Here is a 21,931-nt window from a genome sequence, read left to right as displayed (position 1 = left end):
TCTTCCTAATCTAGTTGAGTTTGATCGATGGGGTTTAGTGCTAGACGCACCACTTCTTCTGAGAGCTCTGGCGAACACAACTCTAAAAAACGGTAGGCAAAGCCTCTTAGAAAATGGCCTCGCCGAATCGCAATTTTTGTTACGTTTTGTTCAAATAAGTGATTACTATTTAAAAGGGTGAGTTGTATATCACGTTCTTTTTGATATGCCACCGAAGCTAGCACTCCAATACCAATACCTAACTCCACATAAGTTTTAATCACATCAGCATCTAGGGCTGAGAGAATAATGTCTGGTGTTATTTCTGCTTTTAAAAAAGCTTGGTCAATTTTCTTACGGCCCGTGAAACCGTCGTGATAAGTAATGATCGGATATTCCGCAATATCCTCAAGGCTGGGCTTAGGCACTTTTTCTAAGGCATGCCCTTTCGGAACAATCACTGCGTGATGCCAACTATAGTAAGGAAAACTAACTAATTCAGCACTGTTATCGATGGCCTCGGTAGCAATGCCAATATCAGCCCGACCATCTGCGAGCAACTCCACAATTTCCTCAGGACTACCTTGATAAAGCGCTAGATGCACTTTAGGAAATGCGGCCTTGAATTGCTGAATCACATGAGGTAGCGCATAACGCGCTTGCGTATGAGTCGTTGCTATCGTTAACTGCCCTTGGTCCCTTTGACTAAATTGATCAGCGAGTTGTTTAATATTTTTTGCATCTAAGAGTATTCGCTCAACAATATTCAGCAACTCTTTACCGGGTTCAGTCAGCCCTAAGAGACGCTTACCCTTACGTACAAATAATTCCACACCCAACTCATCTTCGAGATCCTTAATATGCTTACTAACACCAGATTGGGAGGTATATAAAGCATTACCGACCTCGGTCAGATTGTAATTACAGCGTACCGTTTCACGGATGATGCGCAGTTGCTGAAAGTTCATGGGCGCAAACCTTCAGGCTTTTCAAAAACTTTTAATTGAGACGGCACAATACGCACTTCCAAGCCATCTGATAAACCACGATTGAGTACTTCAGAACGTGGTAACTCGACTTCAAAGTGCTGCGGCAAACCATCTTCAGATGAACCTTCTAAGGCAGATAATTCAATTCTAGAATTGACGCCAAAAGATAAGATTCGATCAATCTTTGCAACCACACCATCGGCACGAGAGTCTTTATCGACAATGTCAAGTTCATGCGGGCGCGCAAATGCAATCACTGAAGTACCCTCAGCAAAATTAGCATCTGTAGACTGCAAACTGTGCTCACCCACCTGGATATGTTGACCATCAACACGCCCATGAAATAAGTTCACATTACCCAAAAACCCATACACAAATGGTGTCGCTGGATTGTCATATACCTCGTCTGGACTCCCTATTTGTTCGATATGTCCTTTATTCATCAAAACAACACGATCTGCAACCTCCAGCGCCTCCTCTTGATCATGTGTCACAAAAATTGAGGTGATATGGAGTTCATCATGTAATTTACGTAGCCAACGCCGTAGTTCTTTACGTACTTTGGCATCTAGAGCACCAAAAGGCTCATCAAGCAATAAAACTTTGGGCTCAACAGCTAAAGCTCGTGCAAGTGCAATTCGCTGACGTTGCCCACCCGAGAGCTGCGCTGGGAAGCGATCATGTAACCAATCTAGTTGCACCAAGTTCAGCAAGCTATGTACTTTTTCTGCAATTTCTTTTTCACTCAAACGCTCTTTTTTATCTTTGACACGCAGACCAAAGGCAACGTTATCAAATACGGTCATATGTCTAAAGAGTGCATAGTGCTGGAATACAAAGCCAACTTGACGATCTCTAACATGGGTACCTGATGCATCAACCCCATCCAAAATAACTTCGCCACTATCAGTGGTCTCTAAACCGGCAATAATTCTTAGCAATGTTGTCTTACCACATCCTGAGGGTCCCAGTAATGCGACTAGCTCACCACTTGGGAACTCTAGAGAGACATTATCTAGGGCAGTAAAGTTGCCAAATTTTTTATTAATATTTTTTACTTCGATACTCATGAGTACTGTCCTTCAATAATCGGGCTAGGATGGGTCTCGCGACGTAAACGCCATTCCACATAAGTTTTGATAACAAGCGTTAATAGCGCCAATAGAGCCAGAATTGAAGCTACGGCAAAAGCGGCGGCAAAGTTATATTCGTTATATAAAATTTCTACATGCAAAGGGATGGTGTTTGTAAAGCCTCGAATATGACCTGATACGACTGATACAGCTCCAAACTCACCCATAGCGCGTGCATTACAGAGCACTACACCATAGAGCAAACCCCATTTAATATTTGGCAATGTGACTTTCCAAAATGTTTGCCACCCATTAGCACCCAGTACAGTTGCAGCTTCCTCCTCTTCACGACCTTGTGCCTCCATCAGAGGAATAAGCTCACGCGCCACAAATGGGAAGGTAACAAAAATAGTAGCTAAGACTATGCCTGGAATAGCAAAGATGATTTTGATGTCATGCTCCTGCAGCCACGGCCCCAACCAACCTTGCGCACCAAATACCAAGACATAAATGAGACCTGCAATCACCGGTGAGACCGAGAAGGGTAAATCAATCAGGGTAATCAAAATATGCTTACCTTTGAAATCAAACTTGGTAATTGCCCAAGCAGCCGCAACCCCAAAGATTAGATTGAGGGGGACAGAAATAAGTGCCGCAATGAGTGTTAAGCGAATGGCAGCTAAAGCATCTGGCTCAACAATTGCGTGCAAATAAACCGACCAGCCTTTACGTAAAGCTTCCACAAAGACAGCCAACAATGGCATGAGTAAAAAAACAGCAAAAAATAGGAGCGAAATAGTAATGAAGGTGTACTTCAACCAACGTGGCTCCCGAGTTGCCTGGCTCGCCTCAAAACGGGTAGGGGTCGTTATCAAAATACTCATACACGACTCCGACCTGTACGCTTTGCAGTCCAGGCCTGCAAACCATTGATTGCCAGAAGCAAGAGTAAAGAAATGAGTAACATCACTACTGCGATTGCAGTAGCTCCGGCATAGTCATACTGTTCAAGCTTAGTGATAATCATCAAAGGAGTAATTTCTGAAACCATCGGGATATTGCCTGCAATAAAGATGACTGAGCCATACTCACCTACGGCACGAGCGAATGCGAGGGCATAACCAGTTAAAAGAGCTGGCAACAAGATTGGGAAGACAACTAAACGAAATGTTTGCCAACGATTGGCACCCAAACTAGCAGATGCTTCTTCTAACTCAGCCTCGAGATCTTCAAGAATCGGCTGCACTGTCCTCACTACAAAAGGCAAGCCAATAAAAATAAGTGCAATCAAGATACCCAAGGGGGTAAATGCCACCTTGATCCCCAAGGGTTCTAAGTATTGTCCAATCCAGCCATTTTTTGCATATAAAGCAGTCAAGGCAATGCCTGTAACAGCCGTTGGCAATGCAAACGGCAAGTCCACCAGGGCATCAATCAGGCTCTTACCAAAAAAACTATAACGCACTAAAACCCAGGCAAAGATGAGGCCAAAAACTGCATTAATCAAACCAGCAATCAATGCTAGACCAAAGCTCAGTTGGTAAGAAGCAACTACACGAGGGGCTGTGACTGTCTCCCAGAATCCAGACCAACCCAATTGGGAGGACTTGAATACCACGGCAGACAGAGGAATCAAAACAATCAGGGACAAATAGACCAGGGTGTAACCTAAGGATAGGTTAAAGCCCGGAAATATCTGATTTTTCTTCAAAATAGTCATAGACCGTGAGTCTAGAAACGAATTGAGGAGAAGTGAACCAATAAATGGTCATTTGCTTATAAGAAAAACGACTATAGACGGCAAATCAAGAAAAAACCGCCCGGATTCCGGGCGGTGATGGTCAGACTAGGAGGAGTCAGAGCCAAAGAGAAACTTATTTCACAATGATCTGATCGAACACGCCCCCATCACTGAAGTGAGTTTTTTGGGCTTTTTGCCAACCGCCAAAAACTTCATCAATCTTAAATAACTTGACCTTAGCAAACTGGCTAGAGTATTTAGCTGCTACCTTCGGATCAATCGGGCGATAGTAATGTTTACCAGCAAGATCTTGTCCTTCTGGAGAATATAGATAGTCTAGATAGGCAGTAGCAACTTTACGAGTACCTTTTTTATCAACGTTCTTATCGACGATCGTGACCGGTGGCTCAGCCAAGATAGATAAAGAAGGTGTCACGAGCTCGAACTTATCGGGTCCTAGCTCTTTGACCGCCAAGAATGCCTCATTTTCCCAAGATATAAAGACATCCCCCACCCCACGCTCAGCAAAAGTGGTTAAAGAACCTCGCGCACCGGAATCAAGTACTTTGACGTTCGCATACAGTTTTTTGACAAAATCACGAGCTGTTTTATCGCTACCACCCGGTTGCTTCAAGGCATAAGCCCAAGCTGCCAGGTAATTCCAGCGGGCTCCACCCGAGGTTTTAGGGTTAGGCGTCACCACATCGACACCCAGCTTGGCCAAATCATTCCAATCTTTGATTCCTTTAGGATTACCTTTGCGAACTAGAAAAACAATGGTTGATGTGTAGGGTGCAGAGTTGTGCTTCAAACGTTTTTGCCAATCCTTAGGGATGAGATCCTTCTCCGCAAGAATATCGACGTCATAAGCCAAGGCGAGTGTTACAACATCGGCCTCCAAACCGTCTATGACTGCGCGCGCCTGTTTACCAGAGCCACCGTGGGATTGTTTGAACTGCACATCTTGACCTGATGTTTTTTTCCAATGCGCTGCAAACGCCTTGTTGTAGTCTTGGTAAAACTCTCGGGTGGGGTCATACGATACATTCGTGATTACTGCTTGACCAAAGCTAGGCAAGACAATGCCGACTGATAAAGCTATTGCTACAAATAAACGGTTTATCGATCTGTTTCTCATGTTTTTCTCACTTTCTAAATTCTGAACTTGCAATGTAGTGGTAAGAGAAACTCTAGGGAACTAAGAAAAAGTGCTTTAAATAGTCGAAATTTTGATATAGGCCTATTAATCGCAACCTGAATGAGGTCTCACTTAAGGATTTGCATTTAGTGAATAGAAAATGTTAAATTACGGTAAACCTCATCACCAAACGCCAGCCGTTGGTATGAGTGATGTATATAAGTGCTCAGTTAGAGCCTCGGTGTCCCAAAAGTCGAATGGATTGAGTATAGATAGATCACATTAGATCTTTCATCATGCTCGACTATTTGGAGCCATAAATTTAGAAAGCATTCAATGAATAAACGTCTCTGGATTAAGTCTAGCCTAGCGCTGTCTTTTGTCGCCCTCTTTTCTGTGGCTCACGCTCAACAAGTCTTGCGTGTGACTACGATTCCAGAAGAAGCTGCGACGGAACAAATCAGAAAATTTGGTCCTTTAAGTCAGTATCTGCAAAAAAGTCTCGGCATGAAAGTGGAGTTCACTCCTGTGAACGACTACCCAGCCGCTGTTGAGGCACTTGTCAACAAACAGGTTGATCTTGTTTGGTTCGGTGGCTTTACGCATGTTCAAGCTCAAATCCGCTCCGGTGGAAAAGTCATCCCTATTGCACAGCGCGAGGAAGATACGAAGTTTCGCTCTGTCTTTATCACGCAGAAAAGTTCAGGCATTACTAAATTAGCAGACTTAAAAGGCAAGCAAGTCAGTTTTGGTTCACAGTCAAGTACCTCAGGACATTTAATGCCTCGCACCTTCTTACTCGAGGCAGGGATTGATCCAGAGAAAGACTTCAAACGTGTGGCTTACTCAGGCGCCCATGACGCCACGATTGCCTCAGTCGTCAGCGGTCGCGTAGATGCCGCTGCTTTGGATATCACCGTCTGGAATAAATTTGTGACCGAAAACAAAGTGGATACCAGCAAGGTTGATGTCTTCTTTACCACGCCAGCTTATTTCAATTACAACTGGTCTGTACACGCCGATATGCCAGCAGCCTTACGTGAAAAAATCACTAAAGCTATCTTAGCGATCGACATGAATACCCCTGAAGGTAAAGAAATATTGACCTTAAATCGCGCTAGCAAATATGTTCCAACCAAGGCAGAGAACTATAAAGCTCTCGAGCGTGCAGGTCGTAGTGCTGGATTGATTAAATAGTGAGGGTTCAGCTCGAACATATCTATGCCCAACATCCTGCGAGCCCGCAGGATGGGGCGTTTTCACTGCAAGATATTTCTTTATCGATTCAATCTGGAGAACACATTGCTTTAATTGGCCCCTCGGGCTCAGGTAAGACTACTCTATTGCAAGTCATTGCAGCGGCCCTGAAACCCCAAAGCGGCATAGTCAGACTGGATGATCTTAACCCCTGGAATTTATCGGTAGGCAAACTCCAAGAGTTTCGTAGCCAACTATTTTATGCGCCCCAAATTCCTCCTTTACCCCCTCGCCAACGAGTCATCACCGCTCTATCTGCGAGCCGTCTACCAGAACTGAGTCTATTAGAGAGCTTAGCCAATTTGATCTATCCCCAATTTGCTAGAGACGGATTCGAGGTCTTGAGTGCTTTTGATCTGGAAGATAAGTTATGGCAACGTGTGGATCGACTGTCTGGAGGTGAGCGTCAACGAGTGGGTTTAGCCAAGGTGCTCATGAGTCATGCTGGCCTTTGGCTAGTCGATGAGCCTTTGTCAGCGCTAGATCCTAAACGTTCCAAACAAGCGATACAAACATTGATCGCAGAAGCTCATAAACGCCGAGTGACTCTCATTGTGACCTTGCATCAGGTAGATGTAGCCACACAAGAGTTTCCGCGTGTCATCGGTCTACAAAATGGACGGCTCGCTTTTGATCAGTCGGCTCAATCGATCACACCTACCCAGTTACGTGAACTGTATGCTCAAAACCAACATGAGCTCACTCATCTCATCAATGAAGATGAGGTGCTATCGCAAGTGAAACCCTCTTGCGCTTCTGAAAGCGGCTTGACTTCATGAGCTCTGTCGCGCTGCACCCTCAGTTAAAAGATCCTGCTTGGCATGCTCGGCTCACCTGGTTTTTTCTGGGGATTGTGTTACTCGTTCCCAGCCTGATCGCGACTGAGTTTCGCCCTTGGCTTTTTTTTGAGGCCCAGAATTTAAAAGTAACCCTGAAATTTTTAGCAGATTTTTTTCCACCTAATATTCAAGGTGATTTTCTGCAACTGATTGCCCTAGAAGCTTGGCGGACGATTGCCATTGCAAGCGCTGGGACTTTTTTAGCATTGATCTTGGCTGTGCCATTAACGCTTCTGAGCACGCGCGTGCTATCTATCTCAGCTCTAACAGGGAAGATGAATCGCCTACCTTTTATTTTTCGCCAAATCATACGTGGTCTATTAGTCCTGATGCGCAGCATCCCAGAGTTAGTCTGGGCTTTGGTGTTTGTGCGTGTGGTGGGCTTAGGACCTGCTGCGGGTGTATTGGCGATTGCACTGACTTATGCAGGCATGCTTGGCAAGATCTACGGCGAGATCTTAGAAAGTGGCGGCACTGAATCCAGTCGCGCACTCATGACTAACGGTGCCGGACGATTACAAACTTTTTTATACGCGGTGCTACCGCAAAACCTCGCTGAGCTCACTAGCTATACAGTCTACCGTTGGGAATGCGCAATTCGTTCATCGGCTGTTTTAGGCTTTGTGGGTGCAGGTGGCCTCGGTCAGCAAATGGATAACTCAATGAAGATGTTTAATGGCTCAGAGGTCGCAACAATCTTGCTGGTATTTATTGTATTGGTGGCACTCGCAGACGCCTTGAGCAGTCAAATCAGAAAGATACTGGCCTAAGATGCAAACGATGACACGCGAATCGTCTTGGCGTATTTATACCTTGCTCTTAGGTATCTCAGCGCTTTTGGTCTTGAGCTTTTACTCACTGGACTTACAACTGCATCGTTTATTTTCAGAGCGCAGCTGGACTTTAATGAGTCGCTTCTTTGGCGAGTTGCTCTCGCCTAATTTAGATTCATCTTTTTTGCAGAAAGTTTTAGTAGCGTCCTTAGAAACGATTGCCATGTCTGCCCTGGGCACCTTGATTGCTGCCATCTTGGGAATCTTTTTTGCTTTATCAGCGAGCCAGACGCATAGCGCTGATCCTGCACGCTTGAGAACACTCACGCGCTTACTATTAAACGCTTTACGCTCTATCCCTGAATTAGTATGGGCAGCCCTCATTTTGATTTCTGTAGGTTTAGGCCCCTTTGCTGGTACATTAGCTCTGGCTTTACACACATCTGGGGTGCTCGGTAGACTGTTTGCAGAGTCCATTGAAAACGCACCCCCTCATTGCGCAGATAGCCTAAGAAGTAATGGCCTATCAGAGCTCAATATCTTTTTATATGCCACCTTACCGACCGTGCTGCCCCAGTTAATTTCATATACGCTGTATCGTTGGGAAAACAATATTCGTGCAGCGGCTGTTTTAGGCGTCGTTGGCGGCGGTGGTCTAGGTCAGATGCTGTCTTTTCATATGGGCTTATTTCAAATGCAAGAAACTAGCACCCTCTTACTGAGCATGATTATTTTGGTCATGCTGGTTGATGGGCTGTCTTATTGGATTAGAAAAGCACTTGCCCAATAAAGCGCTACGATAACTATTGATTATTTGGGCTTATATTGGGTCGCACAATAGGCTCGTATGACTTCTTTAGACCGTAGAGCTTGATGCTTAGTATTTCTGCCTGTGACTCTTTGACGCCACAGTTCATAGGAACTTCTCTTAAGTTCTTGACGCATCAAAGCCTTCGTCTGAGCTTCTGTCAGACCAAATTGAGCCTGTATTGCATCAAAGGGAGTGCGATCCTCCCAAGCCATCTCAATGATGCGAGATAAATCTTCAGGACTCCACTGCTTAGTAGACATCGTTTATCTCAATACCTCAGACAAGCCTTGCCCAAGATAATAACCACTCAACCACGCATCTTCGACCGTAGAGTTTCTTAACCAATCTCCACAAACAGCCAATTTGGCGTGAGGGTCTATCGAATAATTGAGTTCTTGGGGTGTTTCAAGTCTGGCATAGCGCCATAAATGAGTTTGGTACAAATCACACTCGCAGCCGGTCAAATCTTTAAAGCCCTCAGTGAGATAAAGCTCGACCTCTGCAGGAGCAATATCCACATGCTCGGTCGACCATTCAGGGCTGGCTTGCGCAACCCAACTTTCATAAATGGATCGCTCTGGTTTATCACTGTCTCTAGCAATCCAAGAATACATATGATTTTTGACAAAAGCTCCATCAAAGTTGAGGCTGAGTGGATTTTTGAGATAAGCCATCAAAGTCCAACAAGGTAACATCTTGGCGCTGTCGCAAAGGTCTCTTAAAGAGGTGGAGTAGCGATCAATCAGATGCTTGGCTTGCACGGAAGGAATAGCAAAAATCATGAAATCAAAAGCGTATTCCAACTCACCGCACTCTTTAGTAACGACCGACCAATACCCTTGGCTGCGCTTGATTTCTGTAACGGTGTAGCTGGTATGTAATTTATGGCCCTGCGCTAGATATTTAGCAGGAGCATTCATGCCGGGCGTACCGACATAACGAATCACCTCATCTTGATACTCAGCGACCGTGTTATCAATCTTTGCGAGTCGACCTTGCCAAGGAGCAATGACATTTTCTTTGAGCCAAATCTCTGCTTCTTTGGCAAACAGTGGATTTTTAACAGTGAAATACTGAGCACCATGATCAGCACCCCAGTTCTCAAAGTGACGATGGCTCATCCGACCTCCGACGCCTCGGCCTTTATCAAAAACCGTGACATCGAAACCCGCAGATACGAGTTCTTTGGCACAAGATAAACCTGCAATACCCGCACCGATTACGCCAATTTTCTTTTTTGTCATGCCCCCATGTTAAAGCGAATTGAAACATTCTGCTTGTGGGGTCATGTCCTAAAAGACTGATTTAGCGCGACATTTTTTGTAATAAGTGTTTCTTAAAACTAGCCGCAATCGGTGAGAGCTTTTTACCTTTGAGTGTCACGATGTGCCAATGTGAGACCAGCTCAAAATCAGCCACCTTGAGCACCTTGATATCACCCCTCTCCAGACTCGATTGCAAAGCATGAATGGATAAAACTGAAATCCCCAAATTGGCTGCTACCGAGTTTCTGACGGCTTCATTAGTGCCTAACTCTAGACGGATCGTGGGTGAAAAATGTTTTTTCTTAAAGTAGGCATCAATTGCCATACGAGTCCCTGAGCCTTGTTCGCGCATAATAAAGCGCTCAGATTTGAGATCCTTTAACTGAATGGTTTTTTTCTTGGCTAGAGGATGATCATGCGCTACAAATAAAACCAATGGATTAGCCATGAAAATCTGATCCTCAATGTCGATATGCTTGGGTGGCATCGACATGATGTACAAATCATCCATATTCTTCTCAAGACGCTGCACCACACCATCACGATTAATCACCTCAAAGGCAACATCAATATCGGGGTATTGGCGGCAGAACTCACCTAGCATCTGCGGAATGAAGTATTTAGCTGTACTCACCGCAGCGACTTTTAGTTGGCCGCGCGTTAAGCCTTTCATTTCTGCCAACTCTTGCTGAAAACCCGTCCATTCATCCATCATGGCGCGCGCGGTTAAGGCTAACTTTTCACCAGCCTGCGTGAGATACACTTTTTTAGCAATCACCTCGAAAAGTGGTTGGCCAATGGTTTCGCTGAGTTCTTTTAATTGCATTGAGGCAGTGGGTTGCGTCACAAAAGTCTTGCGTGCCGCTCCACTGACACTACCAGTGTCAACCAATGCAAGAAACAATCGTAGTTGTCGAAAAGTTGCATTCATAGATATTTATCTATATATAAATATTTAATTATCGATTTTACATGATGTAATTAAAAACCTATGATGCCTTCTAAACAAGGAGACATCATGCAAAACTTACTCGACCCAGCGATTCTGTTCTTTGTCTTTGGCTGCTTTGCTGGCTTTATCAAATCTAATCTAGAGATTCCCCGCTCGATCGCTAAGTTTTTATCGCTTTATCTTTTAATGGCACTCGGTTTAAAGGGTGGCTTTGCTCTAGCTCAAACAGGACTGAATAGTGATATCGCTATCAGCCTTGCAGTAGCAATACTGATGGCCTTTATCGTGCCTGCTTTAGGCTATCAGTTTCTTAAAAACAAGATCTCTAAATTTGATGCTGCAGCTGTGGCCGCCTCTTACGGATCAGTCAGCGCGGTGACATTTGTCACAGCTGTGCAGTTTTTAGAACAAAGTCAACTAAGCCCGAATGGCTATATGGCGATTGCTTTGGTGATTATGGAATCTCCAGCCATCATCATGGCAGTACTACTGGCCAATATGTTGCGTCATGAGCTAGATAGGAACAATGCCCAAGGCCCCAGTCTCAAAGCGATCCTCCATGAGTCATTCACGGACGGTGCTCATCTCTTATTACTAGGGGCTATGGCTGTAGGTTATCTGAGCGGCGAAGCCGGCAAAGTAGTGATGCAGCCTTTCTCAGGCGACTTATTCAAAGGCATGCTGGCCTTCTTTTTACTCGACATGGGCTTGATGGTCGCTAAGAACTTTAAGGAGGCTAAATCTAACTCCCTGGCACTGATTGGATATGCAGCACTCTCGCCTTTGGTTCATGCAAGCCTCGCTATGGTCTTATGTCTACTACTCGGTGTGAGTTTGGCTGATACCGTCTTATTAATGGTGCTCTCGGCAAGTGCTTCATATATTGTCGTACCAGCAGTACTGCGCTACGCCATACCCGAAGCTAATCCATCGATCTACTTTGGTTTATCGATCGGCATCACCTTCCCGATCAATATCCTAATAGGTATACCCTTATATATGTGGATGGCTCAGCGTGTGATGGGTTAGATGTGTGGCCTGCCCAGCACGACTCGAACGTGCGACCTACGGCTTAGAAGGCCGTTGCTCTATCCAGCTGAGCTATGGGCAGGTGTTTGAAGTGGGAATTATAGCTGAGAGCACAGTACAGACCCGATTAAGAAAAGCTATAGGCCTCTTAATTTAGTACTTTTAACTGGGCCTTGTCTGGCTTTCCATAAACATATAGCGGTAACTGTTTAAGGGGGTGAAGAACAACAAATGGAGTCATGCCACGCCACTCTGGATTCACTACATATCTTAATTTCGAAGGGGAACCATTGAAAGCATATAGGTTGTTGGCAAGCAAATAATAGGGTGAAGATAAAAGGTAATCCTCATTACCCAAACCATCCATAACAACAATATTTAATCTTAAATTCAATTTTTTATTATTTTTCTTAAAGTCTGCAAGGTATTCAATTACTGCAGGGCAATGTTGACAATCAGTGGTAGTAAAAATTGTTACTTGAGCGTGAGATTTAGCTGTGGAAATACGAGACCAAGTATCTGGAGAAAATAACTCCACACCTTTTGGAGTTGCACTTAAAAAACTTGTATAAAGAATGAGTGCTGGAAAAATTAGGAATTTAGCGAATTTCATAGGAATTAATTTTTGATTCAATTCTCCAAAGTAAATAAAAACGACCTCCAATTTCAATTAACTTTGGGTAGTCATTCTCTTGATAAGTAGATGCGCTGACTGCCTGATGAAAACTGTTGCCATTATCACGGGATATCATTGATCTGATAGTGGTCTTATCCCCATCGAAACTTCTCCATGCAACGACAATCGTATTGTCTTTAGAAATAATATCTGCATGCTCAGCCCTAGTATCGGGCAAATCTAACACCTGCCCAATAGGATCACCATGTTCAGATAATTTTCCATATCTGACAGCAAATTTCCCGGACTTTTCACCAAACCAAATCGCATGAAAACCACCCTGATTATTAACAGCTAAAGCAGGGCCGTGGTGCGGGCAAACCTCTAGCTTCCAGTTATCGTAAGTGGACCTAACTATTTTGGTATGTTTTGAATTGTAAGACCAAGATAAAAAGGCGTGATCACGAATACTTCCCTCAAAGACATGTCTCCACATTGCCGCCACACCGTGATTAATGGAGATTAGAGCGATACGACAACATTCACAACTATGATCGGCAAGCTTCTCATCTGGACCAAATGATTTACCAGCATCAATAGACATTTTTCTATAAATAGCCGCACCAGAATACGCGTCCTTTTTTCCTGTTAACTTTCTAATATTTTCCTGATCACGTTTATCGATCCAAACCACATGTAAATTTCCTTGCTTATCAAAGGCAACTGATTCAAATCGATGGGTTATTTCCTGCCTGTCATCATGCAGCGTCACTGGATCTGAAAAAGTTTGCCCATCTTCTGAACGGATAAAACGAATCTCTCCAGTGAACGGTCTACTTAGAGGTTTAGTATAAGTAATGATGAACTCATTTTTAGGCCCAAAAACTAATTTGGGCCTATTTTCACCATGCGCAGATATCTTGTCTTGAGAGTCAAAAGTTCGATGAGTCCGCCAAGTCTTACCAAAATCCTGACTCTTATCTAGTTGTAGCCTACCAACTTCATTCAGCATAATTGCCCACAAAACTCCATTAGCGTCAACAGCATAGCTAGTAGCAAGATGATTAGGCTGATTTTTTGCATATCCATTAACGAAACTAGTTATGCCAACAAGAAAGATAAGCAAGAATTTTTTCATTAGAATCTTCCGGACAGTCCTAAATAGAATGTTCTTGGCAATCCTGGACTATAGACATCTCGATTATTTGAGCTCCAAGATGCGCTATCTGCATAACGTTTATCGAATATATTCATAACACGAATTATGACACTCAGATTCTGATCAATTGACTCGGAATGTCTCAGATTAAACAAGTTATGCCCACTATATTTACCACCCATATTAGATGGATCCAAATAATAATCCCCAACCCTCACCCACTCAAATTGCGATTGGCGTTTTTTACTCTCAATATATGTCAATCGAGTATTGGAAAGCCAACGCGGTGATGCCTCTATTTCTTTTCCTGAATAATTTTCAGTACGATTACTCGAAGTAGTTACCCAATCAAGATATTGATGTTTTGCATAGGATAGTGCTGTATCGAATCTTAAGTTCGAAACTAACTCCTTGCCTAAAGCCAACTCTATACCTCGATGCCGCGTCGTACCATTATTTGTCTGAACTGTTGCCCCCGTTTCATCACGACGCCCCAATAAATCATTACGTTTAGTTAGCTGATAGCCCACTAATTCATAGTTCCAACCATAGGCATTTCCCCGCGTACCTAATTCATATTGATCAGCAACTATGGGTTTTAGGTTTGAAGATGCATCAAATTGTGCTTTTGCTTCCGCTTGTGTGGCACCTCTACCCCCTCTAAATATCTGACTTTCAGATGGAGTTCTAAATCCTTGATTGTAGGAACCATAGAAAATTTGCGTATTAGTTAATTGATAGATAAAACCTAGCTTAGGACTTAACCGATCAAAAGTAGCGATTGCATTCGCTGGGCTATAGTAATGACGATTGGATGAAATACTTGTATAACCTGGCGCTTGATTATTGACCATTTCATATGAGCTATTGTCGTACCGCAAACCAAAAATAGTCTTTAGTTGACTGCTTGGATTTGATTCAAGTTGCAAGTATGGCGCTAAATTTTGATAGGTAACATCATAGTTATATGCAGTTTGACTATTAATTGTGTAACCAGTGTAATTAGTGTAAGCCCCGCTACCCGTTGTGACAGTTGAAATTGGATTCTCAACTCTAGAACCAGGGCTGTAATCAAAATCGACCCCGGTAATCAAACGACTTTTCCAGGAATCATGGAAGTTATTTTTATGTTTAATCAGCAACCCATAAGATGTGGTTTCTGTTTTCTCAATCCGTGCATCGCTTGCTAAGTTAAATGTACCATTTAGATCCATTTTGTTGTTTCTTAAGTACGGAATGATCGACAATTGATTGCCCGCATTTAAATCTTTTTGGAACTCTGAGGATAGTCTGAAAGCTTCAACTTTCCTATAGCCAATGGATCTTAAATTCGTTTTTGGAGCATTCATGTATAAGTCATATGGCAATGCAGAATTAGCACCAGTTTCCTGATCGATATTTGTATATCCCAAGATTGTTTTAACAACCGTAAACTGATCTAGACCAGAATCCAAGCGTAAATTAACACTTTGACGATCGTAGGCAGTTTTGTCACGCCAGCCATCGGTATGCGTTAGATTTATATCAGCTCTAAATGCAGAACCCATCGCCGACAATCCAGTATCGTGACCTAACAGCAATCTTCTATACCCATGCCCACCAAACTCTAAAGACGCATCACCTCCCTCTTTAAGAGACGGTTTTTTTGTCAATACGTTCACCATTCCACCAATTGCATCAGAGCCATATAAAGCAGATCCAATACCCCGTACCACTTCAACACCTCCAGAGCTTGGGATATTGACCTCATACAAAGCATTGTGATTAAAGCTACCTGTCGCTCTGATAGGAACTCCATCCTCCAGGAAAAGATAAAGTGGTGACGTTGTAAATCCTTGACGAATTGCAGTAGTATGACCCTCGCCATTAGTCACCGCCACTGCCGCACCAGGTACTTGGCTAATAATTTCTGACGGATGGCCAGGCTTAGTAAAGTCAACCGCATCCCTAGAAATAACACCTATAGATAGCATCGAGTCTGACTTTTTAGTTTCTTCACGAGAACCGGTCACAGTGACCTCATCCAAAACTGTATTCACAGCTTGAACACCACCCATCATTAAGATCGATGTAGCAATCACGATTGGCTTTAAGTATGTTTTCATATTCACTCTCTTTTTTATTTTTTATTTCTTGCCCTCAGCACCAGTGCGTATCCAACGATGCCGAGGGTTATGTAAATGATCCAAAACCAAATGCTCATCTCAAGCAGCAAGTGGTTCTACGTTGTTGAGGTTGAGGACAAACTGATTACGTATATTTCCTCGCGCACCTGGAATGGGCTGTAAGATGCCCTGCTTTCGAAGACTCGTTAAGCAGCGACTCACAGTCTCAATGGTGAGCCCAGTCATCTCCGCAGCTTCTCTTAAAGCGGGTAAGGAGATATTGATCGCTAATTGCTCATTAGCGGCTTGTTGATAACCCGGGACCATGAGTTTGATCAGCTTGATAATTCTGTCAATGGCTTGACCGCATCTCAATGAAATGACTTCAGCATTTCTTTGATTTGATTTCAGAAGCTCTTTTGCTAAAGCAATTTCCCAAAGTTCACTAGGCTCTTGCCATACTTCAATTTCAGTATCGACTAGAGCATGGGCATTAAATTGATAGCTATGACCTAAAAGGACTTCAGCACCCAATAAATCTTCTTGGATAGCCATGCTCGCAAAAGAGATCTCACCTTCCTCATCAGTATGATCGAGACGAATATTGCCTTTAGTGACTCTGTAAGCAGGCCCTTTTTGACCAGCAAAATAAACGGTTTCACCCGCCTTAAACAGTAATTTTTGTTTCATTTTTAACTCGCATAAAACCAATGCACTGACGTGCGCATGCCAAGCTATGCTTGACGCTAATGGGTATTAGGCGAGTTGTGGGGGTGCCCGAGAGGGCAGAGTGAGCCAAGCAAAAAGTGGCTTGGGTGATTGATAGAAAAGTATCGGAAAGAGTTGCTCTTGATCTTGAGCAAAATCAAGCTGCGTATTGAGCTCAATCTGAAAGGCAGGCTGTAAAGTACAGTAAGGACAGTGCTTCTGATCTAGGGTCTTTGACTCTGAATCATCTGCAATGATTTGCACCATTTTCTGACCTGATACGGTACATATTTCTACGCTGATGCCCTGACCCGTTTGGGCGACCGCCATGGCTTGAGAAAGCGTGGGCGCAAGCGCCGACATCAGTATGCCAAGTACGGCAAACCAGTGAACGATGTGGCGCTTAAATGAATGCATGGCGGTATTTTAGTACAAAACCGTATTGATTCAATTACTAATAGTAAGTGTCCGATTACTCTGCAAATATTGATTTATTTCAATATTTGCAGAGTGTTCTTATTAAACATCAGCCCACATTCTCAAAAGATTATGGTAGGTTCCAGTCAAACGAATCGACTCTGGAGTGTCTCCGTACCGTTCACGAATTTGCATAATCGTCATATCCAAGTCATACAGGAGTCGTCTTTGTTCATCGGGGCGAATCATACTTTCAGTCCAAAAGAAGCAGGCTATCCGTGAACCACTCGTCACAGGCTCTACACGATGAACTGAAGAGCTAGGATAGAGAACCATATCTCCTGCAGCAAACTTAATCGCTTGTGAGCCATAGGTGTCCTCAATGATCAACTCCCCGCCCTCATAATCTTCTGGCTCGGATAAGAACAAGGTGCATGAAACATCCGTTCTGACATGTCGGCCAGTAGCAGCATGAGTTCTGACAGAATTATCAATATGGTTACCAAAAGAATTTTGTTGCCCGTCGTAACGATTAAATAAAGGTGGATAAATCTTCTTGGGCAAGGCCCCCGTTAGATAAAGCGCATTCATGGATAAGGCCCGCAGAACAATCTGTCGAGCTTCTTCTGTCAATGGATGATCTTCAGGCAATTGTCGATTATTTTTATTCTTAGCTGACTGCGTACCCGCAGTGATGGAGCCATCAGCCCAATCTGCTGCATCGATGATCTGACGCACCTTCATGATTTCTTGTTGTGTTAGAACTTGAGGAATATGTAACAACATGCTGATGGCTCCTACTGCTTAGAACTTATAAATACCGGTTAATTGAACCGCTCGTTTAGTACCCGGAACGACAAAACCGCCGTTTTCATAAGCTGTCTCATAAATTTTCTTATTAGTGAGATTCAGAATATTGAGCTTGACGGTATATTGATCTTTAATGTCGTACTGAGCCATCGCATCTAAGCGGGCATAACTAGGAATATTATTGACCGCAGGTACTGCATCTCCTAAGCGATACACGATGCGACGACCAACTGCAGTCACGCCACCACCCAATTTGAGTTCTGGCATAACACGATAGGTTGACCAGATGTTATAAGTGTAATTGGGCGTATTGCGTGGGGTCATACCGACAATCGCATCATTGTGTTGCAGGTTCGGATTAAAACGATTACCAACACCCTGCTCATCGATTCTGGCATTCATCAAAGCTAAGCCAGCAAAGACTTCCCACTGCGGATTGATACGACCTGCCATCTCAAATTCCAAACCATCGGTATGACGTTTGCGCGCATTGACGCTTCCAGTACTCTCTAGATCAGTATTACGCTCCCAAGCTTTCTTCGCCCGATAGAGAGCCGTTCTTAGCGCAAGATCACCCCCGAAAAGATCCCATTTAGCACCTAGTTCGGTAGTCGAACTTCTTTCTGCCGGATATCCAGCTCCTGCGGATAACTGATAGAGATCTGCCGTGGCATTGAAAGAATCATTCCAAGCTAAATAGTATGTCGTCATCGAGTCGGGCTGGAACATCAAACCAGAACGATAGCTTTTCTCCGAAAAGTTAAGTTTGGCTGTATTGGCACCATTAAAGCTGGCAGTAGCTGATTGATAATTGGCTTTCAGCCAATCTTGTCTGATACCACCCAATACTTTCCAGCCCGGTGCAAATTCAATCATGTTCTGAAGGTACGCTGAATAGGAATCTCCACGGTAGCCAAATAATGTATTCGGATCTTTAATCTGATTGCCATAGCCCACATCACAGCGATCAACTATGAGGGTATAACCACTGATCGAACCACTGTTACAGTTGCTGTAATTGAATGTCCAACGTTTTAAGTCTTCTTTGAGGTACTCCAGACCAGTTAAAAGTTCGTGCTTTAAAGAGCCTGTCGTGAACTTTTTACTAAAGTCGGTCTGTAAGGCATAAGTATCTTCCTCAGCTCCTCGTGGCGCTGGTAAGCGTGGGTTGGTATGCGGATAGGTATCACGCCCCACATTCGACCATAAACTTCTTTGGTAATTTGATTTTCTGAATTTAGTGCTGAGCTTGGTATCTTTATCAAATGTGTACTCATGCTGCAGCGTGGTCATATTCGTGGTGTTGTCTTCATAGTCCTTGGTCGTACCACTGAATTGCTTCACAGATACATTCACGGGCAAACGTGTTCTTGAATCAAAGCCAACCCCATAATCAGGCACATTATGCGTTTTAAGATAGTAGTGCCCTAAAGTGATTTGATTATTGGTACCAATACCCCAACTCAATGTTGGTGCCAAGCCTTCCCGCTCACTAGCGACAACATCTCTTGAACTTTTGGCATCATGTACTAGTGCATTGATCCTAAATGCGGTACTACTGTCTGGATCGAGCACCTTGTTAAAGTCTGCAGTACTGCGGTAGTAGTCATAGCTTCCGACTGTGCCAGAGACCTGACCTTTATCAGTCATAAATGGTTTTTTGCTCACCTGATTGATCACACCACCGGCCTGACCGCGGCCAAAAAGCATAGATCCAGAACCACGCAAGACATCTATTTGCTCTAGATTGAAGACCTCACGGTTATATTGGGCAGTATCTCGGATACCATCCATATATAGGTCTCCAAAGGAATAAAAACCTCTGAGATTCATATTGTCACCAATACGACCTCCTTCACCTGCGTTGAATGTCATACCCGCAACATTGCGTAATGCATCTTTTAAATTGTCATCATTACGATCGACAATTAACTCTTTAGGCACGATGGTGATTGCCTGGGGAATATCTTTAACCGCCTGGGCCGTCTTACCTACATTACTAACACCCTGGTGATATCCAGTGGCCCCTTGTTCGTATCGACCTCTGACATCGACTTGATTCAATGGCATTGTCTCACTCGTTTGGGCCCATGCCAAACTGGGAGATACCAACATCACAGCAATGGCTGAACCTAGGGTAGTGATTGGTTTTTTCTTGAAATCAGAAATATTTTTTTTATGCATACAAGCTCCTGTTTTATAAAAAAGTGAGATTTCTCTCTCGAGTTCATTTGGCTTGCTGCATCGCGTGGACTTGCAATGAAGTCCATGTACGGCTGGCTACTATGGATTGATCTATTAAATTCTTACTTATTCAAAACTAATTTTCCAAAACGTGTTAATCTCAGTTCATATGTCTCCCCATCATGAATAATCACAATCTTGTTGGTCTCTCCCATTAATTCCCTCGCTGCAATCGCCCTGCGACCATTAAGGTACTGAATCTTGATTTCAAGGCGTTCACTTCCAACAACCGCCATAACTACTTCGCCTCAGTCACAAAACCTACTTTTTGGATACCTGCCCGTTTAGCAATAGCCATCGCTTTAGCCACATAGTCATACGGCACACGCTGATCTCCATAAATATGGAGCGCAGTCTCAGGATGATAGGTGGCGAGTTCTTGAAGGCGCGCCTCAAGTTCATCAAGACTCATGATTTTTTTATTCAATTGATACTGGCCAATTTGATTGACATTCAGGTGTATCGTTTCATTTTTTTGGACTATCGCTTGAGAATGCGCCTTAGGTAAATCTAGTTCAGCGCTATGACGCATCACAGGAATAGTGACAATAAAGATGATGAGCAAGACCAACATGACATCCACGAGCGGAGTCATATTGATTTCATTCATGACATCCTGCTGATCAGGTTCTAAAGTACCAAAAGCCATTTGCTCCTCCTTATCTTTGGTGTGTGTAGATGGTTTTCTGTCCAGTCATGTAGTAAGCATGTAGCTCATACGCAAAACGATTGAGCTTGCCCAAAATGAATTTATTGCCACGCACGAGTGCGTTGTAACCCAATACAGCGGGAATAGCGACAAATAAACCGAGGGCTGTCATGATGAGCGCTTCACCCACAGGGCCAGCAACACGATCAATCGATACCTGTCCGAGCTCCCCAATACCCAAGAGCGCGTGATAGATTCCCCAAACCGTGCCAAATAAACCAATAAACGGGGCCGTAGACCCAATCGATGCTAATAAAGCCAAACCTGCGCCCAATTTTTCTTGGGCATCATCAATAGCATTTTTGAGCGTTCCCGTAATCCAGTCACTCAGATCTAAGCTGTCATGCAGATGTGCATCTGTATGGCGATGATGGGCGATGGCATATTGACCCTCTCTAACCAAATGCTCAAATGCGTTTTTGTCTGGATTTCCGGCACCGGCCAGTTTTTGAATCCCTTGCTCAAGATCACGACTGTGCCAAAAATCTTTCAAGCTCTGCGCCTGTTTTTTAGCCCCCTGAATGCCGTGAGCCTTCACAATGATCACAGTCCATGAAGCAATCGACATCAGAAACAAAATGAAGGCTGTGAGTTGTATCACCACGCCACCTTCTATCAACATATGAAAAAAACCTAATTTTTCGTTCACTACTATTTCTCCAGAGTAAATTGAATCGGTAACTGATAGCACATCGCAATAGCTTGAACACCTTGCTTTGCAGGCATGAATTTCCAACGGCCCACTGTCTCTAGAGCAATCTGATCTAGTCTTGGGTAGCCGGATGATTGCTCTAATTGAATGAGATCTAATTCTCCATGTGCATTCACACAGAGCTTTAATTGCACTCGACCCTGCTCCCCTAAACGGCGACTGATGGCTGGATAAGGTGGCTTAGGATTATTAAGCTCTTTGGCATAGGCATCTGGTAGGTGGACTGAGGCACTACTCAATTGGCCCTGACTATTTTTAGCACTAGTCTCAACGCGCTCTGAAGAGCGCTCTGACAGGGTCATCATGGGTTCTTTGATTTTTTCTGGTTTTGCTTGTTCCTGAATTTTCGCTAGGCTCTTGGGAGCAGTGATCGAGTTAGCTTCGCGATCAATCATTTCAGCCATCATCACCACCTGCACAGGCGCTACAAAATGAATCATTCCCCACACCAATATCCATACCAGGCACACCAGATGAATGCCTGTGACGAGCAAACCTACTTTTTGATAATCATTAGATATATAGCCAAGCGTTATTTTCATTATGTTGATTATCTTAACACAAATTAGAATAGTTATCATTTGTGTTGCAAAATACCAACACCA

General features: G+C 43.7%; 24 protein-coding genes and 1 tRNA gene. 5 read left to right on the top strand and 20 right to left on the bottom strand.

Features of this window, described 5'->3' with window-relative positions:
• Positions 1 to 5 precede the first annotated feature (5 nt).
• From ICE94_RS06860 to ICE94_RS06840, 5 genes are all read right to left on the bottom strand, one after another.
• Positions 6 to 947 (bottom strand): CysB family HTH-type transcriptional regulator, encoded by a 942-nt coding sequence (locus ICE94_RS06860; RefSeq protein ID WP_216150159.1) that lies wholly within the window; start codon positions 945 to 947, stop codon positions 6 to 8.
• Positions 944 to 2,038: a sulfate/molybdate ABC transporter ATP-binding protein gene (locus tag ICE94_RS06855; RefSeq protein ID WP_216150157.1), complete on the bottom strand. Its 1,095-nt coding sequence runs from the start codon at positions 2,036 to 2,038 to the stop codon at positions 944 to 946. Before ICE94_RS06855 ends, ICE94_RS06860 begins: the two co-directional genes overlap by 4 nt.
• The gene (cysW, locus tag ICE94_RS06850) at positions 2,035 to 2,925 is read right to left on the bottom strand and encodes a sulfate ABC transporter permease subunit CysW (protein WP_216150155.1); all 891 of its coding nucleotides are present in this window, start codon (positions 2,923 to 2,925) and stop codon (positions 2,035 to 2,037) included. Before cysW ends, ICE94_RS06855 begins: the two co-directional genes overlap by 4 nt.
• Positions 2,922 to 3,761 (bottom strand): sulfate ABC transporter permease subunit CysT, encoded by an 840-nt coding sequence (gene cysT, locus ICE94_RS06845; RefSeq protein WP_216150153.1) that lies wholly within the window; start codon positions 3,759 to 3,761, stop codon positions 2,922 to 2,924. Before cysT ends, cysW begins: the two co-directional genes overlap by 4 nt.
• Positions 3,762 to 3,915: 154 nt before the next feature.
• Complete coding sequence (locus ICE94_RS06840; protein ID WP_216150151.1) at positions 3,916 to 4,920, bottom strand: sulfate ABC transporter substrate-binding protein; 1,005 nt, start codon at positions 4,918 to 4,920, stop codon at positions 3,916 to 3,918.
• Between the two features lie 336 nt (positions 4,921 to 5,256).
• Between ICE94_RS06840 and ICE94_RS06835 the strand changes: the two genes are divergently transcribed.
• The 4 genes from ICE94_RS06835 to phnE (ICE94_RS06820) are packed head-to-tail and all read left to right on the top strand — an operon-like array spanning position 5,257 to position 8,579.
• Entirely contained in the window at positions 5,257 to 6,117 is an 861-nt protein-coding gene (locus ICE94_RS06835; protein WP_216150149.1) for a putative selenate ABC transporter substrate-binding protein, read from the top strand.
• On the top strand, positions 6,117 to 6,956 hold the full coding sequence (locus tag ICE94_RS06830; RefSeq protein ID WP_216150147.1) for an ATP-binding cassette domain-containing protein: 840 nt from the start codon (positions 6,117 to 6,119) through the stop codon (positions 6,954 to 6,956). The genes ICE94_RS06835 and ICE94_RS06830 overlap by 1 nt, the downstream gene beginning before the upstream one ends.
• Complete coding sequence (gene phnE, locus ICE94_RS06825) at positions 6,953 to 7,786, top strand: phosphonate ABC transporter, permease protein PhnE (protein ID WP_216150145.1); 834 nt, start codon at positions 6,953 to 6,955, stop codon at positions 7,784 to 7,786. Before ICE94_RS06830 ends, phnE (ICE94_RS06825) begins: the two co-directional genes overlap by 4 nt.
• Position 7,787: 1 nt before the next feature.
• Entirely contained in the window at positions 7,788 to 8,579 is a 792-nt protein-coding gene (phnE, locus tag ICE94_RS06820) for a phosphonate ABC transporter, permease protein PhnE (protein ID WP_216150143.1), read from the top strand.
• Positions 8,580 to 8,599: 20 nt separating this feature from the next.
• Here the strand turns inward: phnE (ICE94_RS06820) and ICE94_RS06815 are convergent, their stop codons facing one another.
• The 3 genes from ICE94_RS06815 to ICE94_RS06805 form a co-directional block, all read right to left on the bottom strand.
• Positions 8,600 to 8,860 (bottom strand): TIGR03643 family protein, encoded by a 261-nt coding sequence (locus ICE94_RS06815; protein WP_216150141.1) that lies wholly within the window; start codon positions 8,858 to 8,860, stop codon positions 8,600 to 8,602.
• A gap of 3 nt (positions 8,861 to 8,863) precedes the next feature.
• Positions 8,864 to 9,844 (bottom strand): NAD(P)/FAD-dependent oxidoreductase, encoded by a 981-nt coding sequence (locus ICE94_RS06810; protein WP_216150139.1) that lies wholly within the window; start codon positions 9,842 to 9,844, stop codon positions 8,864 to 8,866.
• Between the two features lie 61 nt (positions 9,845 to 9,905).
• On the bottom strand, positions 9,906 to 10,796 hold the full coding sequence (locus ICE94_RS06805) for a LysR family transcriptional regulator (protein ID WP_216150136.1): 891 nt from the start codon (positions 10,794 to 10,796) through the stop codon (positions 9,906 to 9,908).
• Between the two features lie 87 nt (positions 10,797 to 10,883).
• Here ICE94_RS06805 and ICE94_RS06800 point away from each other — a divergent pair, with 87 nt between their 5' ends.
• Positions 10,884 to 11,846: a sodium-dependent bicarbonate transport family permease gene (locus ICE94_RS06800; RefSeq protein ID WP_216151004.1), complete on the top strand. Its 963-nt coding sequence runs from the start codon at positions 10,884 to 10,886 to the stop codon at positions 11,844 to 11,846.
• Between the two features lie 5 nt (positions 11,847 to 11,851).
• Here the strand turns inward: ICE94_RS06800 and ICE94_RS06795 are convergent.
• The 12 genes from ICE94_RS06795 to ICE94_RS06740 form a co-directional block, all read right to left on the bottom strand.
• Positions 11,852 to 11,928 (bottom strand) — tRNA-Arg (locus ICE94_RS06795).
• A 66-nt stretch (positions 11,929 to 11,994) separates the two neighbouring features.
• Positions 11,995 to 12,459: a hypothetical protein gene (locus tag ICE94_RS06790; RefSeq protein WP_216150134.1), complete on the bottom strand. Its 465-nt coding sequence runs from the start codon at positions 12,457 to 12,459 to the stop codon at positions 11,995 to 11,997.
• On the bottom strand, positions 12,446 to 13,600 hold the full coding sequence (locus tag ICE94_RS06785; protein ID WP_216150132.1) for a hypothetical protein: 1,155 nt from the start codon (positions 13,598 to 13,600) through the stop codon (positions 12,446 to 12,448). The genes ICE94_RS06790 and ICE94_RS06785 overlap by 14 nt, the downstream gene beginning before the upstream one ends.
• Entirely contained in the window at positions 13,600 to 15,726 is a 2,127-nt protein-coding gene (locus tag ICE94_RS06780) for a TonB-dependent receptor (RefSeq protein ID WP_216150130.1), read from the bottom strand. Before ICE94_RS06780 ends, ICE94_RS06785 begins: the two co-directional genes overlap by 1 nt.
• Positions 15,727 to 15,825: 99 nt before the next feature.
• The gene (locus ICE94_RS06775) at positions 15,826 to 16,416 is read right to left on the bottom strand and encodes a Crp/Fnr family transcriptional regulator (RefSeq protein ID WP_216150128.1); all 591 of its coding nucleotides are present in this window, start codon (positions 16,414 to 16,416) and stop codon (positions 15,826 to 15,828) included.
• A gap of 66 nt (positions 16,417 to 16,482) precedes the next feature.
• Positions 16,483 to 16,851 (bottom strand): DUF2946 domain-containing protein, encoded by a 369-nt coding sequence (locus ICE94_RS06770; RefSeq protein WP_216150126.1) that lies wholly within the window; start codon positions 16,849 to 16,851, stop codon positions 16,483 to 16,485.
• A gap of 102 nt (positions 16,852 to 16,953) precedes the next feature.
• Positions 16,954 to 17,637, bottom strand: coding sequence for a Fe2+-dependent dioxygenase (locus ICE94_RS06765; protein WP_216150124.1), 684 nt, complete (start codon positions 17,635 to 17,637; stop codon positions 16,954 to 16,956).
• A gap of 18 nt (positions 17,638 to 17,655) precedes the next feature.
• A complete protein-coding gene (locus ICE94_RS06760) occupies positions 17,656 to 19,845 on the bottom strand; it encodes a TonB-dependent siderophore receptor (protein ID WP_216150122.1) in 2,190 nt (729 codons plus the stop codon).
• A 122-nt stretch (positions 19,846 to 19,967) separates the two neighbouring features.
• On the bottom strand, positions 19,968 to 20,141 hold the full coding sequence (gene hemP / locus ICE94_RS06755) for a hemin uptake protein HemP (RefSeq protein ID WP_216150120.1): 174 nt from the start codon (positions 20,139 to 20,141) through the stop codon (positions 19,968 to 19,970).
• A 2-nt stretch (positions 20,142 to 20,143) separates the two neighbouring features.
• A complete protein-coding gene (locus ICE94_RS06750; RefSeq protein ID WP_216150118.1) occupies positions 20,144 to 20,554 on the bottom strand; it encodes a biopolymer transporter ExbD in 411 nt (136 codons plus the stop codon).
• 10 nt (positions 20,555 to 20,564) lie between these two features.
• Positions 20,565 to 21,263 carry a MotA/TolQ/ExbB proton channel family protein gene (locus tag ICE94_RS06745; RefSeq protein ID WP_370623783.1) on the bottom strand — a complete coding sequence of 233 codons (699 nt, stop codon included), beginning with the start codon at positions 21,261 to 21,263 and terminating at the stop codon, positions 20,565 to 20,567.
• 2 nt (positions 21,264 to 21,265) lie between these two features.
• A complete protein-coding gene (locus ICE94_RS06740; protein ID WP_216150111.1) occupies positions 21,266 to 21,868 on the bottom strand; it encodes an energy transducer TonB in 603 nt (200 codons plus the stop codon).
• Positions 21,869 to 21,931: the final 63 nt, after the last annotated feature.

This window comes from Polynucleobacter sp. MWH-Loch1C5 (assembly GCF_018881775.1).
Classification (GTDB): domain Bacteria; phylum Pseudomonadota; class Gammaproteobacteria; order Burkholderiales; family Burkholderiaceae; genus Polynucleobacter.
The sequence above is the reverse complement of the archived record's forward strand: the minus strand, read 5'-3'. Positions and strand labels throughout refer to the sequence as shown.

Coding starts and splice junctions, on each gene's coding strand:
- ICE94_RS06860 (WP_216150159.1), bottom strand. CDS start 947: ATGAACTTTCAGCAACTGCGCATCATCCGTGAAACGGTACGCTGTAAT.
- ICE94_RS06855 (WP_216150157.1), bottom strand. CDS start 2,038: ATGAGTATCGAAGTAAAAAATATTAATAAAAAATTTGGCAACTTTACT.
- cysW (WP_216150155.1), bottom strand. CDS start 2,925: ATGAGTATTTTGATAACGACCCCTACCCGTTTTGAGGCGAGCCAGGCA.
- cysT (WP_216150153.1), bottom strand. CDS start 3,761: ATGACTATTTTGAAGAAAAATCAGATATTTCCGGGCTTTAACCTATCC.
- ICE94_RS06840 (WP_216150151.1), bottom strand. CDS start 4,920: ATGAGAAACAGATCGATAAACCGTTTATTTGTAGCAATAGCTTTATCA.
- ICE94_RS06835 (WP_216150149.1), top strand. CDS start 5,257: ATGAATAAACGTCTCTGGATTAAGTCTAGCCTAGCGCTGTCTTTTGTC.
- phnE (WP_216150145.1), top strand. CDS start 6,953: ATGAGCTCTGTCGCGCTGCACCCTCAGTTAAAAGATCCTGCTTGGCAT.
- phnE (WP_216150143.1), top strand. CDS start 7,788: ATGCAAACGATGACACGCGAATCGTCTTGGCGTATTTATACCTTGCTC.
- ICE94_RS06815 (WP_216150141.1), bottom strand. CDS start 8,860: ATGTCTACTAAGCAGTGGAGTCCTGAAGATTTATCTCGCATCATTGAG.
- ICE94_RS06810 (WP_216150139.1), bottom strand. CDS start 9,844: ATGACAAAAAAGAAAATTGGCGTAATCGGTGCGGGTATTGCAGGTTTA.
- ICE94_RS06805 (WP_216150136.1), bottom strand. CDS start 10,796: ATGAATGCAACTTTTCGACAACTACGATTGTTTCTTGCATTGGTTGAC.
- ICE94_RS06800 (WP_216151004.1), top strand. CDS start 10,884: ATGCAAAACTTACTCGACCCAGCGATTCTGTTCTTTGTCTTTGGCTGC.
- ICE94_RS06790 (WP_216150134.1), bottom strand. CDS start 12,459: ATGAAATTCGCTAAATTCCTAATTTTTCCAGCACTCATTCTTTATACA.
- ICE94_RS06785 (WP_216150132.1), bottom strand. CDS start 13,600: ATGAAAAAATTCTTGCTTATCTTTCTTGTTGGCATAACTAGTTTCGTT.
- ICE94_RS06780 (WP_216150130.1), bottom strand. CDS start 15,726: ATGAAAACATACTTAAAGCCAATCGTGATTGCTACATCGATCTTAATG.
- ICE94_RS06775 (WP_216150128.1), bottom strand. CDS start 16,416: ATGAAACAAAAATTACTGTTTAAGGCGGGTGAAACCGTTTATTTTGCT.
- ICE94_RS06770 (WP_216150126.1), bottom strand. CDS start 16,851: ATGCATTCATTTAAGCGCCACATCGTTCACTGGTTTGCCGTACTTGGC.
- ICE94_RS06765 (WP_216150124.1), bottom strand. CDS start 17,637: ATGTTGTTACATATTCCTCAAGTTCTAACACAACAAGAAATCATGAAG.
- ICE94_RS06760 (WP_216150122.1), bottom strand. CDS start 19,845: ATGCATAAAAAAAATATTTCTGATTTCAAGAAAAAACCAATCACTACC.
- hemP (WP_216150120.1), bottom strand. CDS start 20,141: ATGGCGGTTGTTGGAAGTGAACGCCTTGAAATCAAGATTCAGTACCTT.
- ICE94_RS06750 (WP_216150118.1), bottom strand. CDS start 20,554: ATGGCTTTTGGTACTTTAGAACCTGATCAGCAGGATGTCATGAATGAA.
- ICE94_RS06740 (WP_216150111.1), bottom strand. CDS start 21,868: ATGAAAATAACGCTTGGCTATATATCTAATGATTATCAAAAAGTAGGT.